The 12,993-nt window shown below is 49.3% G+C and carries 16 protein-coding genes; 7 read left to right on the top strand and 9 right to left on the bottom strand.

Translation table 11 applies throughout. The features are described 5' to 3' along the window. Positions 1-21 precede the first annotated feature (21 nt). On the bottom strand, positions 22-387 hold the full coding sequence (locus ACFPMF_RS19895; protein ID WP_379848487.1) for a response regulator: 366 nt from the start codon (positions 385-387) through the stop codon (positions 22-24). Between the two features lie 497 nt (positions 388-884). On the opposite strand from ACFPMF_RS19895, the gene ACFPMF_RS19900 reads away from it, so the two are divergent. The 6 genes from ACFPMF_RS19900 (at position 885) to ACFPMF_RS19925 (ending at position 6,877) form a co-directional block, all read left to right on the top strand. Next, entirely contained in the window at positions 885-1,052 is a 168-nt protein-coding gene (locus tag ACFPMF_RS19900) for a lmo0937 family membrane protein (protein WP_124877250.1), read from the top strand. Positions 1,053-1,531: 479 nt separating this feature from the next. Beyond that, positions 1,532-1,819, top strand: a complete 288-nt coding sequence (locus ACFPMF_RS19905; protein WP_379848488.1) for a YtxH domain-containing protein — start codon at positions 1,532-1,534, stop codon at positions 1,817-1,819. 46 nt (positions 1,820-1,865) lie between these two features. Next, a complete protein-coding gene (locus tag ACFPMF_RS19910; protein WP_379848489.1) occupies positions 1,866-2,195 on the top strand; it encodes a YtxH domain-containing protein in 330 nt (109 codons plus the stop codon). Between the two features lie 733 nt (positions 2,196-2,928). Continuing rightward, entirely contained in the window at positions 2,929-3,606 is a 678-nt protein-coding gene (locus ACFPMF_RS19915; protein WP_379848490.1) for a response regulator, read from the top strand. 77 nt (positions 3,607-3,683) lie between these two features. Further along, on the top strand, positions 3,684-5,099 hold the full coding sequence (locus tag ACFPMF_RS19920; RefSeq protein WP_379848491.1) for a HAMP domain-containing sensor histidine kinase: 1,416 nt from the start codon (positions 3,684-3,686) through the stop codon (positions 5,097-5,099). Between the two features lie 95 nt (positions 5,100-5,194). Further along, positions 5,195-6,877 carry a proton-conducting transporter transmembrane domain-containing protein gene (locus tag ACFPMF_RS19925; RefSeq protein ID WP_379848492.1) on the top strand — a complete coding sequence of 561 codons (1,683 nt, stop codon included), beginning with the start codon at positions 5,195-5,197 and terminating at the stop codon, positions 6,875-6,877. Between the two features lie 137 nt (positions 6,878-7,014). Here ACFPMF_RS19925 and ACFPMF_RS19930 read toward each other — a convergent pair whose 3' ends face one another. The 4 genes from ACFPMF_RS19930 to aroQ form a co-directional block, all read right to left on the bottom strand. Then, positions 7,015-7,479 (bottom strand): pyrophosphohydrolase domain-containing protein, encoded by a 465-nt coding sequence (locus ACFPMF_RS19930; protein WP_379848493.1) that lies wholly within the window; start codon positions 7,477-7,479, stop codon positions 7,015-7,017. A 185-nt stretch (positions 7,480-7,664) separates the two neighbouring features. Beyond that, on the bottom strand, positions 7,665-8,228 hold the full coding sequence (locus ACFPMF_RS19935) for a MarC family protein (protein WP_379848494.1): 564 nt from the start codon (positions 8,226-8,228) through the stop codon (positions 7,665-7,667). A gap of 58 nt (positions 8,229-8,286) precedes the next feature. Further along, positions 8,287-9,309 carry an aminotransferase class V-fold PLP-dependent enzyme gene (locus ACFPMF_RS19940; protein WP_379848495.1) on the bottom strand — a complete coding sequence of 341 codons (1,023 nt, stop codon included), beginning with the start codon at positions 9,307-9,309 and terminating at the stop codon, positions 8,287-8,289. Between the two features lie 12 nt (positions 9,310-9,321). Further along, positions 9,322-9,756 (bottom strand): type II 3-dehydroquinate dehydratase, encoded by a 435-nt coding sequence (aroQ, locus tag ACFPMF_RS19945; protein WP_379848496.1) that lies wholly within the window; start codon positions 9,754-9,756, stop codon positions 9,322-9,324. Positions 9,757-9,858: 102 nt separating this feature from the next. Between aroQ and xerD the strand changes: the two genes are divergently transcribed. After that, the gene (gene xerD, locus ACFPMF_RS19950; RefSeq protein ID WP_379848497.1) at positions 9,859-10,794 is read left to right on the top strand and encodes a site-specific tyrosine recombinase XerD; all 936 of its coding nucleotides are present in this window, start codon (positions 9,859-9,861) and stop codon (positions 10,792-10,794) included. 45 nt (positions 10,795-10,839) lie between these two features. Here xerD and ACFPMF_RS19955 read toward each other — a convergent pair whose 3' ends face one another. From ACFPMF_RS19955 to ACFPMF_RS19970, 4 genes are all read right to left on the bottom strand, one after another. After that, on the bottom strand, positions 10,840-11,379 hold the full coding sequence (locus ACFPMF_RS19955; protein ID WP_379848498.1) for a hypothetical protein: 540 nt from the start codon (positions 11,377-11,379) through the stop codon (positions 10,840-10,842). Positions 11,380-11,552: 173 nt separating this feature from the next. Then, a complete protein-coding gene (locus tag ACFPMF_RS19960; RefSeq protein WP_379848499.1) occupies positions 11,553-12,146 on the bottom strand; it encodes a class I SAM-dependent methyltransferase in 594 nt (197 codons plus the stop codon). Positions 12,147-12,184: 38 nt separating this feature from the next. Next, entirely contained in the window at positions 12,185-12,403 is a 219-nt protein-coding gene (locus ACFPMF_RS19965) for a hypothetical protein (protein WP_379848500.1), read from the bottom strand. Beyond that, positions 12,400-12,903, bottom strand: coding sequence for a SixA phosphatase family protein (locus ACFPMF_RS19970; protein WP_379848501.1), 504 nt, complete (start codon positions 12,901-12,903; stop codon positions 12,400-12,402). Before ACFPMF_RS19970 ends, ACFPMF_RS19965 begins: the two co-directional genes overlap by 4 nt. Positions 12,904-12,993: the final 90 nt, after the last annotated feature.

A 12,993-nucleotide genomic window follows, 5' to 3' on the forward strand; every position in this document is an offset into this window, starting at 1 on the left:
CTGATTCAGGGATAAAGTTAATTAAACTTGGATATATTGTAAAGCCTGTTCGATGGTCTTTCGGTTAAAAGGCTTGCCAATAAAATAATCAGCTCCCTCCTGCGACGCCCGTTTGCGCTCGGCGATCCCGTCGAATGCGCTGATCATAATAACTTTCGCCTTGGACTCGGTTTTCCGAATGTGGGAAAGGAGTTCAAACCCCACCCCATCGGGCAAACTCAAATCCAGAAAGACGGCATCATAGGCCTGCTGGGCCAGTCGCTCGCGACCTTCCTCCAGAAAGTTAGCACAGGTTGGCTGGTACCCCATTTGCTTTAATAACCCTGACAATAAAAGACAAATATCTGCTTCGTCATCAACGATAAGTACCTTTTTTGTATTGGTCATGTTCGATAGTACCGGCTTATATTGCGTCCCGGTTTGCCAGCCCCTCATTCGTTCCACGATCGTTTTACGGTTTCCATTTTTACACTTATTATACAATAAGGATGTATAGACAATAATGTGCCTAAAACCATCATACGGTCAAAAAATGGGTGATTTACCCGGTTTTTTGGCAAAATAGCGTGTTTAGCTACTAAAAAACTACTATTTGAGGGAGCCAGAAAGCGGAAAAAATAATTTCATATTTCGAAGAAGAGACGGATTTTTTCTACATATTATTCTACAGTTGTAGACTTTTTTCCACACCTTTTAGGGGAAAGGGTATCGATTCCCGTAGCTTCTTCTGTTCGTTTTTCAAAGAAAGATCCAAATCATTAAACTATTATTGAACTTTTTAAAGACACTTTTCGAGTAGCTTTATTTTGGCATAAGATTTTCAATTAAACGATACAGAAGCGATTGCTTGCTTAACAATTTTTCAGCTTTGATCCGGCTATATTATGGGAAACTTGCTTTACACGGTCGCAGTCATCCTTATTATTATCTGGGCACTGGGTTTCTTTGGAGTCCTGGGAACCGGATTAGCAGGTAACAACCTGATCCACATATTGTTAGTCATCGCAATTGTTGCTATTTTGCTACGTCTGATTCGTGGGCGGGGCGTTTGATTACACAACACACATCATTTAAAAATGCCGTTGGACCTGATGGTCAAGCGAATGTCGATATCATCGCTGATACACTTTACTGAGCGATACGTTTAGGTTTAGGTGGTTTCATTTTAGGTTAAGTACAAGTTACGGTGGGTACGGAATCCCTGCACCAGATTTGAGTGCAGGGATTTTTTGTATGTGTATCCCTGGCCAGGCAATCATCTTTGTTTCCTTAGTGTTGTCCAACTGCTGTACCGAGCGCCTTTCCGAAAGCCATAGGCCCGACACAGTTCTACAGTTTGTAGAAAATATTCCTCATTTTATCCCCGAATCATCCGAATCGTAATCCTACCGAATTAAATAAACCTCATTGACTACCAATAGGTTACAACTAAACTTTTACCCACTAGCGGGAAAGTGGTACGAATTTTTCTGTAATAGAACCGTTATCCGCCGTGAGCGGTTATTTCTCACTTAAAACCGTTTGAAAAGGTATGAAATCGAATTTCAGTGGACTCGTCGTTGCTATTTTGACTGGAGCTGCCTTGGGATTATTGCTGGCTCCCCGCAGCGGGAAAGATACCCGTAAGAAAATAACAAATGATTCAGACAAGTTTTTGAAAGATCTGCAGGATACCATTACCAAGGGCTTCAACAGCATTAAAAGCCAGTATGAAGACACCCGGGAAAACCTGACGTCAAAGTACAATGATGCCGTTGATACGGTCGCTTCGCGGACCAAAAGTGCCGTTGAAGGGGTTGAACGCAATTCGAAATATTAATTTCATTTGCTACCTTCACAAGTCGCAAACTTAAATAAGATACACCATGAAAAGTTCAAGAGATTTTCTGTTAGGGTTTATCACCGGCGTTGTTGCGGGTATTCTGACAGCTCCGAAAAGTGGCCAGGAAAGCCGCCAGTGGATTCAGGATGAAGCCGACAAACGCACCAAGGATCTACAGGATCAATGGAGTAAAGGGGTAGAACAGGTGAAAGCCCAGGTTGAACAGGTGAAGGCTCAGGTAAACCAGTGGACGGGTAAGCTCCAGAGTGAAGGTGAGCAGCACAAGGACAAGTATAACGAGAAAGTAGACGATATGGCCAGCAAGGCCCACGAAGGTGTCGATTCGGCGAAGAAGTCCGTAAAGGTCGATTAAGGCGCCTGCTTACCTCGAATCTGATTTACTCAACATTATGGATAAGTAGCGAAATGCTTGTGACCAAGCATTTCGCTTTTTTGTTACTTAATTTATGTGCATATTCAGACCGTAAAATAACATATGCGGTTTTGAGCAACTTGTAAAATTCGTGCAAAACCGCCTTTTTAGCCGTTGCTGGCTGGTTTTACAGTGTTATTAACTGGTTACTTAGCATACTCTAAAAATAACTAAGTAGTTTTCTTTGATTTTTTTGGAGAAATTTTGATGCTCATGCTGTAAACAACTGTTATATTTGCATACTAATCTGGAAACAAGAGATTAAAAATATAGACCTGACCTGGTGCAGGTTACGAAAAAAGGCAGCCTAAGCCTGAACGGGCGGCTGTTTTTAAATGGTGTGGATATAGTCGGAAAGCTATTCGGGTAGTCTCGGATAGCTTTTTTGTTTGCTTTATTTCGGCGCTTTCACTCGATTTTAACCTGTCTTTAACTTGTGTTTAATCTGATCGGTCTACTTTTGACCGATCAAATTTCCGCTGTAAGTCAGCTAATATCTTACACTTGGAAGGTTGAACATCAGAGCTGGTTTAATAATTAGCTTTGAATGGTGTGGATAGGATGAAAAAAGCTACCTGAAGATATATTTCGGGTAGCTTTTTTGTTTTATTGCATTAAAAATCAAACTTCGTTCCGGACACGTCCCAAGCCGGTTAAGCCTGTTTTTGAAAATATGAAAATTCTTGTGGTTGAAGACGAACCCAAACTGGCGTCGTTTGTCAAAAAAGGCCTTGAAGAACAATCTTTTGAGGTAGATATTGCATATGATGGTCATATCGGACGAAACATGGCACTAAGTAACCATTATGACGTGATTGTGCTCGATGTTAATATACCCAAAATGAACGGCTACGATCTGGCCAAATTTCTGCGATCGGAAAATATCAAGACACCACTTCTGATGCTGACGGCGATGGGATCGCTGGATAACAAAGTAGCCGGTTTTGAGGCCGGGGCCGACGATTATCTCGTCAAACCCTTCGAATTTCGGGAGTTGCTCGCCCGGTTGCGGGCCCTGAGCAAACGGATGATCGATCCTGGTCTGCAGGCTAATTTGCTGAAAGTGGCCGATCTGGAGCTGGACCTGAACGAAAAAATAGCCCGCCGGGGTGGTAAGCGCATCGAACTGACCGCCAAGGAATTTGCGTTACTGGAATACCTGATGCGCAACCGAAGCCGGGTGGTGTCCCGGATCGATATTGCCGAGAAAGTCTGGGATATCCATTTTGACACCGGCACGAACGTCATCGACGTCTATGTCAATTTTCTGCGGAAGAAGGTCGATAAGGATTTTCCGGTTAAATTAATTCATACGGTCATTGGAATGGGTTATATGTTAAAAGAGGAGTAGCGGACTAAAGGAGAAGAGGAACGATGATTTCTTCCTGCTTTGCCGCTTTTTCCTCTTCTCCTTTAGTCCTCACTATTATGAACATTCGCGCTCGATTAACCGTACTTTTCGCGCTGCTGGTCGGTTCGATCATTCTCTTGTTTTCGCTTTCGATTTATTACCTGTTTGATCAATACCGCGAGCGTGAATTTTATGATCGGCTGCGCCAAAACGCCTTTGCCACCGCTCAAACGCTGGAAAATGTGGAGGTAAGTGGCATCACGGACGAAATTCTTCAGAAAATAGAGATGAGTTTCATGTCCTTGTACAAAGGTCACGTAACCATTTACCTGCCCGATAACCGGATCCTGCACTCAACGGATTCGCAGCACGAACAGGCTTCCTCGCAATTTCTGGAGCAGGTCCGTACCGGAAAAGAAATTTTTATCCGCACCGGAGAGATCGAGACGCTGGGCGTCCGGTATGTCGACAACCACAAGCGAATTCTGGTCGTGGTAGCCACAGCCATTGATCGGTACGGTTTTACTAAAATTGAATGGCTGCGTGACATTCTGGTGGTGAGCTGGCTCGTCAGTATGGGCATTGTCATTCTGGCGGGATGGCTTTTTGCCGGGGATGCCATGAAACCGGTTTCTGATATCATCGATCAGGTGAATGCGATTTCAGCCACTAACATCTACGCCCGGTTGCGCGTCGGACGGCCCCGCGATGAACTGGCGAAACTGGCAGCTACCTTCAACGCCATGCTTGACCGGCTGGAACAGGCCTTTATCCTCCAGAAAAGCTTTGTTTCCCACGCATCCCACGAACTCCGAACGCCCTTAACGGTGATGATCGGTCAGGTCGATGTGACGCTAATGCAGCCCCGGAGCAATGACGAATACAAACAGGCGCTCGAAAGTGTGCTGGAGGAAGGCAAAAAAATGAACAACCTGGTCGAGGGGTTGCTCGAATTGGCGCGGGTCAATGCCGATACCACCACGCTATCGTTCAAACCGGTCCGGATTGATGAACTCCTCTGGCAGGCCCGCAGCCGGCTGGCTCAGAAAAACCGGGAATACCGGATCGATATCGAATACGGAGTCGTACCCGGCAATGAAGAAGAACTCATGGTGATGGGAGAAGAATCGCTGCTCCAGATGGCGTTCCAGAACCTGATCGAGAATGGGTGCAAGTATTCGAATGATCACCATATCGTCGTAACGTTGAACGTTGGTGAGCATACGATCCATGTTACGTTCACCGACCACGGCTACGGTATCCCGCCGGAGGATATTCCCCACTTGTTTGAACCCTTCTTCCGTTCCGAAACGACGTTGGGAATTATCGGACACGGAATTGGCCTGGCCCTCACCCACCGGATTATTACCATTCACGGCGGACAAATCAACGTCACATCAACCGTCGGCGAAGGAACAACCGTCGAAGTCATCGTGCCGGTGCGCACGACTGCCCAGGCCGAAAAACCGCTTGCTTTTGAATTAAATACCTAACGCAGCCCGATTTAACCGGTTTTTAACTCTGCCTTAATTCACTTTTAACGGTATCGCATCATCTTTGAATTCATTGGTGATACCGTCAATTGTGCATGGAATCTGCTGTTTTACTCTGTACTGCTGTTGGCACCCCGGGCCTATTCTTTTTCCGGGGTGAGACGAAGTATTTTTTCAGCTTATTCCTCCATATCGTCCTCATTGTCACGGCTTCTTCCTGGGCCTTGCGGGCGTTATCCTCGGGTGGCCTCATGCAGTTTAATCTGCTCGAACTTGTTGGCTTGCCGCTCCCGGGCAACATTGACAGCCTGGGTGCCTTCTTTCTGCTGATCATCAGTTTGACCTTCCTGGCCGGTTTGCTGTATGCCCACGGTTATTTGAAATTATACCGACAGACCCGTTCGGAACGGCAATTTTCGCAGCATCACCTGGCGCTCCTGTGGCTGCACATTTCCATGCTGCTCGTCGTCACTCTACGCGGAGGAGCCGCTTTTCTGGCCGTTTGGGAACTTATGCACGTTTCCGCTTTCAGCCTGGTCATGTTTGAAGGCGAACGGAAGGAAATCCTGAAAACCGGGGTTACCTACCTGGTCCAGATGCAAATCGGATTTGCGTTACTGGCCACGGCGTTCCTGATTCTGCGGGCCAGCGGTTTTTCGTTCGGGTTCGATGGCCTGAGTGGTTATTTTGCGACCCACGACCTGCTGCCGGTCTTCCTGCTTCTGCTCAGTGGCTTTGGGCTGAGTATTGGCTTTGTCCCGCTCCACTCGTGGCTCCCCAGCACCCACTTGGCCACCCCATCCCACGTTTCGGGAATTATGTCGGGTGTTTTAATTCAAATGGGATTTTACGGCATTCTGCGGGTTTTGACCTTCGTTCAAACGGATTTTTTCACGATTAGCCTCATCATACTGGCCCTTTCGCTGCTCTCAGGTATCGTCGGCATCCGCTCGGCCTTTGTTCAGACCGATGGTAAAACGGTTTTAGCCTACAGCAGCATCGCCAATACCGGCATTATCGGCATTGGCATTGGCACCGGTTTGCTCGGCCTTGCGTTCCATCATCCGACGCTGGCCGCGCTAGGTTTTACGGGCGGAATTCTACACATTGCGAACCATGCCCTTGCCAAATCCGTCTTATTCTACAGCCTGGGATCCGTATACCGAGCCACTAATACGCGCACGCTGGAACAATTGGGTGGGTTGATCAAAACCATGCCCAAAACGACCGTATCGTTTCTGCTGGGTTCGATGGCCCTTTGCGGTTTTCCCCCGTTCAACGGCTTTGTTTCCGAGTTCCTGATTTATACCGGCCTTATCCAAAACCTTGGGCTGACGGGCGGCTCCCTGAACCTGTTGCTCTGGACGATTTTGAGCGGCCTGGGGTTCATTAGCCTGTATAGCGTGTTCGGGTTTACAAAAATTTTTAAAACGGCGTTTCTGGGGAGGCCCCGCTCCACGGCTGCAGCCCAGGCAAAAGAAGTGTCCGATGGAATGCTGGTTCCCAAAGCCCTGCTGGTCCTTTGCATTCTGGCCATCGGCCTTTTTCCGGCTCTCTTTATTAAGCTGGCCAGCCAGGTAACCGCTTTGTATGTATTGGATCTAAATTCACTCGGGGATCTGGCTCCGCCTTTTGGCTATACCGCCCTTACCGGGGTGTTCCTGGCGGGTATGGTCTTTTTCGCATTTCGCCGGGGGCGCCCCCCCAAACCGGCTGACCTGGATTATCCTAACAATCGGATCATCCACAAGCTCAAACGTGAACACAGGCTTGGTTAATGCACGGTCAACGAAACCCGTTACGCCCTTACCGCGTCGCAAGATCGAAGTAACGCCCCTGGCAACTGTTTATTTCTGTAATTTATTTAGGTTATTGCAAGCTCCGGCTGGCCGCTCGGCCAGCCGGACTTTTTTTGCTATTTCAAAAGGCTGACCAGATCGGCCGGAGAATAGTTAATGTTTTTCAGCGTCTTCTTGTCCGCTGTCCGATACACCAGGTATTTTCCGTCAGACTCAACATAATGACATTCAACCCCTTTGGCCTGGTAATGTGCTACCGTCGCTTCGGCTTCTTCGACCGTCAGGCAGGCTTTGCTCAGGTTCGACCGCTGGACCTCGTCGAAGAGCGTTTTGAATTTTTCGCCCAGTCCGAATTCCAGAATGGCGCCCGCCAGGACGTACTGCAGATCGCAAAGCGCATCGGCTACTTCTACGATGTCTTTTTCGACAATGGCTACTTCCAGTTCTTTCAGTTCCTCAGCCAACAGCGCCACCCGAAGTTGGCACCGGTTTTCGGACGGAATTTGGGGCTGATCCAGAACCGGGTGGTGAAAGGTCCGGTGAAATTCGGCAACGGCGTTTAATGAATCGGGGGTCTGCACTAGGATTACGGTGTTTTTTGGTGATGAACGTTGGTAAATGGGATTCGATGCGGGTGTGATACCGTCCGGCGGAATACGTTTCGCCAAAGCGGTTCAACACGGTTTATATCCTGCGAAGGTACGGATTAAAGCCCTCCTCCGAAAATCAATTCGCGTCAAATCGCTTCCATCCCCGGAATCCACGGTCAGAAGTTATTTTTGAACAGTTTGATGGCAATCGCGAGCAAAATAATACCGAAAACTTTCCGCAGGATGTTGGTTCCGGCGGGACCAAGGCGGTTTTCAATCCAGCCCGACGACTTCAGAACGATATAAATCAGGATGAGGTTGATCAGGATTCCGGCCAGAATGTTGGTCGTCGCATACTCGGCTTTCAGGGACAATATGGTTGTCATCGTTCCGGCCCCGGCAATGAGCGGAAACGCAATCGGCACGATGTGAGCGGCTCCGGTGCTATGGTCGTCGGCCTTAAAGATATTCCGGCCCAGAATCATTTCCAGCCCCAGCAGAAAAATAATCAGCGCCCCGGCCACGGCAAACGACGAGACATCGACCCCGAACAGTTTCAGAATCGATTCGCCGACGTACAAGAAGGAAATCATCAGCAAACCCGACACCAGCGTGGCTTTTTCGGATTGGATGGCCCCCACTTTCCGGCGTAAGTCGATGATGATCGGCAGTGAACCAATGACGTCGATCACCGAAAACAGAATGAGCGTAACGGAAATAATTTCCTTGAAATTCAGCATCGTAGCGACGGACTCCTGTCCCGATTTGGTAACATTTTAACTGCCTCAACAACCCGAACTAAACCGGAGGGGCCGCCAGTTCATACGTCCGGAGGAACGTCTTGAGTTTTTCAATTTCCCACTCCTCTATGGCCGGGAAATTCGCAATCCGGAAGGTGGTGGATTTCCAGTTGCCATAGCCGTTGCCCAGCGTGATTCCGGCTTTTTGCGCATCGGTTTTCACCGCCCGGATCTGCTCTTCACTCCCCTGCACCGCAATCACCGTATCCGAACGCAGCTCCGGCTGATCAATCAGGAGCTTCCAGTTCGTTTCCGTCTCGAAAAACCGGTACCAGTCAGTGGCGCGTTTCCGGATCAACTGATCCACCTCGGCAATGCCCGGAATCTGTTGCAAGACCCGCATCAGCAAATAAATCCCCAATCCATTCGGCGTATAGGGGGTCTGGTAGTTCGCAAAGTTCTCGTGTACGAACAGCAAACTATTGTAATACTGCCGATCGTTGATCACCTCGGCCTGTCGCAGCGCCTGGGGTGAATAAATCAAAACCGCCAGTCCCGCCGGTAAACCCAGGCATTTTTGAACGGAGGCAAACCAGACATCGGCCAGCGACCAGTCGAACGCCAGCCCCCCCAGTGACGAAACCGCATCGACGGCAATCAATCCGCTGAATTCCTGCCGAAAGTTCGCCAGGGTGTCCATCCGAACCTGCGTGCCGTTCGAGGTTTCGTTCTGCACCACGCACAGCACATCGGCTTCGCCCGGTAAAATCATCGGTTTGATCCGGTGGGCGTATTCCATCCATTTTTTACCGAAGGCCCCGCCATACGGATGCAGGCTCGTGGTTACCGTCAGCGACTGGGCGATGATTTCCCAGCATTCCGTGGCCGACGAAACCAGGGCCAGGTGGTAATCCGCCGGAATCGCCAGTTTTTCGTGCAGGAGCCGTACGGTTTCTTTCACAATGTCCATAAAACCGGGACTGCGGTGGTTCCAGCTCACCACGCCCGAACGAACGGCTTCCTGAGCGTAGGCGGCTACCTGCGGATACACTTTCGAAGGGCCGGGGTAAAACGTAATCATGCGCAAACGCTCTTATTCTTTTTTCTCCAGACTCAACAGGTACTGCACGGCCAGGTTATAGCCCAGCAACCCCAGGCCAACAATCACGCCCTTGCATTTGGCCGACAAATAGCTGTGGTGCCGGAATGCTTCGCGGGCGTGGACGTTGGAAATGTGCACTTCAACCGTCGGTGCGGGCACCGCCGAAAGCGCGTCAGCAATTGCAATGGAGGTGTGGGTATACGCCCCGGCATTGATCACAATCCCGTCGATGCTGAAGCCCAGTTCGTGGATCTTATCAATCAGTTCGCCCTCGTGATTCGACTGAAAATACCGGATCTGTACGTCCGGAAACGCCTGTTCGATGGTTTCCAGGTAATCAATAAAGGTTCGGCTCCCGTAAATATGCGGTTCGCGCTTGCCCAGCAGGTTCAGGTTCGGGCCGTTCAAAATAAGAATCTGTTTCATAAATTTAGGGGGTTAGGAACGAAAATGACGAAATACGCCGGCCCGCAGAGCGGCCAATTGCCAAATTAAACCGTAATTCGTCTTTCAAAATCGGTGTTCCCTGTGTGGCAAAGTTACATCAACGCGTTTAAAAATTACCTGAAGCTGGAACGTTCGCTGGCTGAAAATTCAGTCGAAGCCTACCTGCGCGACGTCACCAAGCTCCGCGAGTTCCTCGAGTTATCCGGCGCAGCGGTTCCGCCGACCCAGGTGACGGAAGATCTCCTGTTTGATTTTCTGACCTACCTGACGGACCTGGGTCTGGCAGCGCCCTCACAGGCCCGGTTTTTGTCGGGACTCAAAGCCTTTTATAAATTTCTGTTGCTGGAAAACGCGATCCAGACCGACCCCACCCAATCGATCGAGGGACCCCGGCTGAGCCGAAAACTACCCGACACCCTCAGTTTTCCCGAAATTGAAGCCTTGCTGGAAGCCATCGACCTCTCGACGCCCGGTGGCACCCGCGACCGCGCCATGCTGGAAGTCCTGTACAGCTCGGGCTTACGGGTCTCCGAATTACTGAATCTGCGGTTGACCAGCTGTTATTTCGACGTTGGTTTTATCCGCATCACCGGAAAAGGCAACAAGATGAGGCTGGTTCCGATAGGCAAGGACGCCATTAAATATACAACGATTTACCTCGAGCACGTTCGGAGTCAGCTCGACATCCAGAAAGGAGCGGAAGATACGGTTTTTCTTAATCTGCGGGGCGGCACGCTGTCGCGGGTGTCGGTTTTCAAAACCATCAAGAAGGTAGCCCTTGAGGCCGGTGTTCATAAGGAAATCAGTCCGCACACGTTCCGGCATTCGTTTGCCACGCACCTGATTGAAGGCGGAGCTGATTTGCGGGCGGTGCAGCAGATGCTCGGGCATGAGTCCATTACCACGACGGAGATTTATACCCATCTGGACCGCGACTATCTCAAGCAAATCATCACGGATTTCCATCCGCGTGCCCAGGCAACAAAAGTGCCCGCCATCAAAAATAGCGGGCACTAATCTCGTCGGTTAACCCTAACCCAAATCACATTTTACTGTTATCGTTCATGAAACTGCACTACCGGTTTTTTCGCCGAAAAAATACTGTTCAGGTTGTTTGAACAGGAGATTAAAGGAGGTCATACTCCCATAAATCCGGGTAATATTTTGCTGCAAATTGATCTTCTCTTCTTCCTCAAGGGCACTGGCGTTGATGCGTTGTTCCAGCACCCGCAACCGGTCGCGCATCATGACGATTTTGTGGAAAAAGACCTCAATCGGTATTTCTTTGGATGCCAGATCGGCCCGACCCGGTTTTAAAATCAGGGTTCCGCCTTTCCACTTATCGCCCAACGGCACCACTTCGGTCACTTCCACCCATTTTTGCAAAATCCGGGATAAGGATTGCTCCATATCGAACAGGCTAATCAGATCCGTATCGGGTGCCACCCCTTCGATCACCGCCAGTGGTGTGCTCAATTTCACTATTTGGACGCCGGAATCGATAAAAGTCACAACGTAGCCGGTTGATTTAATATTGATGATCACCCCGTCGCCCCATTCTTCGTGCCGCACCCGCGATCCAATTCCTAAAATTTTCTCCATACCTTCAGAAAAGCTACCATTTGCTTGCACACAAAATCATCAAACAACATGCCAAAAGAGTTAAGAGTTAAAAGTAGGATTCTTAACTCATAACTCTTAACTCATAACTCTTAACTCATAACTCTTAACTCTTAATTCTTAACTCTTAATTCTTAACTCTTAATTGTTAACTCTTAATTGTTAACTCCCCTTGGTATCAGGACTTTGCAGACGCAGGTGGTTTTGGTGGTAACCGTGGTAGCTTCGTCGAAGAGTTCAAAACCGTCTTTGATGCTTGCCCAAAGTTCGTCACTATGTTTATGATTATTGATGGTCACAACAAGTAAACCATTGGCTTTCAAATAGGTAGCATACCGCTGGAGCGTTAGAAACGGATGACGGCTGTAATAAATGGATTCGTTGAAAATGATCAGGTCGAATGCCCCTTCGGGCTGGTAGCGATCCATATCACCCACCTGATACGTGCACTTCTCATCCGCCTGAGCGTGGGCGGTTTTGATGGCAGAATCCGAAATATCCATTCCAACATACCGGCCGTAATTCTGCGTTTGAAGCCGTTGCTGCAAAAAACCTTCCCCACAGCCAATTTCCAGAATAACGGGCTGCCCCGGTTTCAGGAATTTAATATACCCCACAATGACGCTAAAGCGGGCCAGTTCGTCGATCCCTTGCAGACCATTCCAAAGGCCCTTGTCGTATTGGTAATTCCAGCGGTCGCGGTCGATCCGCAGAATTTTGCGTTTAATGAAAGAGGTTATGCCACCCATACGGCCCTGGTTCGATTGGAAATAAATAAGTTACCGAGTTACCGGCTTGTGGTATCCTCCACAAACAACGTATCCCCCACGTCCATGGCCGACGAATCGATTGCGGTTCCATCCGGCTCAGTCGGTAAGGCCCGTTCCAGTTGCCGCTTTTTATTCCAGGGTGCCGTCGTTCGCCGGGCCATGTCGACTGCCAGCAGGACGACGATAAGGGTAAAAAGTAAAGCTCCCACAAACAGGAAGCGCCGGTTTCGGTTCATGATTCTTTTAATTTTTTGGGCAAAATCAGGTCCACCAGCCGACCCGTTCGCCCCGAGATTTCAGCCCAGGTCAGCCCTTCAAACTCGATAATGGCTACAGCCCCTTTACTCATCGAGCCCACATCCGCATGGGTCAGATACTCCGCAAAATAGGAAATATCCGGATTATGCCCGAACAACATGGCCGACTCACAGTCCGGGTTCAGGCCGTTAATCGCGGCAATGTAGGCCTTTGGTCCCCCATCAAACAACTTCGGCTCCAGCACCATCTTATCCGGGTCGATTCGCAGCTGTTCGGCCATCACTTTCCCGGTATCTCTGGCCCGGTTGGCGGTGCTGCTAATCAGACAGCCCGGCTTCACGCCCAACTCGGCCAGGTGACGGCCTACCCGGGCGGCTGCCATAATGCCTTCCGGAACCAGCTCCCGGTCGTGATCCCGCTGAAAACTGGCCCGATCCTCGGCTTTGGCGTGTCTGACCAGATACAATATTTTCTTCATGTGTTTCGGTTAAGAAAGCCGTTTTCCCCCAAAACTACTAATTCTGGTGAAAAGACCATGCTTCAACGAGCGCCGTTGCCGGAATGTTCC

It is taken from the genome of Larkinella bovis (assembly GCF_042655385.1).
Taxonomy (GTDB): Bacteria; Bacteroidota; Bacteroidia; order Cytophagales; family Spirosomataceae; genus Larkinella; species Larkinella bovis.

What these genes read in the sequence shown, in the direction of transcription:
- ACFPMF_RS19895 (WP_379848487.1), bottom strand. Translation starts at nt 387, where the DNA reads ATGACCAATACAAAAAAGGTACTTATCGTTGATGACGAAGCAGATATT.
- ACFPMF_RS19900 (WP_124877250.1), top strand. Translation starts at nt 885, where the DNA reads ATGGGAAACTTGCTTTACACGGTCGCAGTCATCCTTATTATTATCTGG.
- ACFPMF_RS19905 (WP_379848488.1), top strand. Translation starts at nt 1,532, where the DNA reads ATGAAATCGAATTTCAGTGGACTCGTCGTTGCTATTTTGACTGGAGCT.
- ACFPMF_RS19910 (WP_379848489.1), top strand. Translation starts at nt 1,866, where the DNA reads ATGAAAAGTTCAAGAGATTTTCTGTTAGGGTTTATCACCGGCGTTGTT.
- ACFPMF_RS19915 (WP_379848490.1), top strand. Translation starts at nt 2,929, where the DNA reads ATGAAAATTCTTGTGGTTGAAGACGAACCCAAACTGGCGTCGTTTGTC.
- ACFPMF_RS19920 (WP_379848491.1), top strand. Translation starts at nt 3,684, where the DNA reads ATGAACATTCGCGCTCGATTAACCGTACTTTTCGCGCTGCTGGTCGGT.
- ACFPMF_RS19925 (WP_379848492.1), top strand. Translation starts at nt 5,195, where the DNA reads ATGGAATCTGCTGTTTTACTCTGTACTGCTGTTGGCACCCCGGGCCTA.
- ACFPMF_RS19935 (WP_379848494.1), bottom strand. Translation starts at nt 8,228, where the DNA reads ATGCTGAATTTCAAGGAAATTATTTCCGTTACGCTCATTCTGTTTTCG.
- ACFPMF_RS19940 (WP_379848495.1), bottom strand. Translation starts at nt 9,309, where the DNA reads ATGATTACGTTTTACCCCGGCCCTTCGAAAGTGTATCCGCAGGTAGCC.
- aroQ (WP_379848496.1), bottom strand. Translation starts at nt 9,756, where the DNA reads ATGAAACAGATTCTTATTTTGAACGGCCCGAACCTGAACCTGCTGGGC.
- ACFPMF_RS19955 (WP_379848498.1), bottom strand. Translation starts at nt 11,379, where the DNA reads ATGGAGAAAATTTTAGGAATTGGATCGCGGGTGCGGCACGAAGAATGG.
- ACFPMF_RS19960 (WP_379848499.1), bottom strand. Translation starts at nt 12,146, where the DNA reads ATGGGTGGCATAACCTCTTTCATTAAACGCAAAATTCTGCGGATCGAC.
- ACFPMF_RS19965 (WP_379848500.1), bottom strand. Translation starts at nt 12,403, where the DNA reads ATGAACCGAAACCGGCGCTTCCTGTTTGTGGGAGCTTTACTTTTTACC.
- ACFPMF_RS19970 (WP_379848501.1), bottom strand. Translation starts at nt 12,903, where the DNA reads ATGAAGAAAATATTGTATCTGGTCAGACACGCCAAAGCCGAGGATCGG.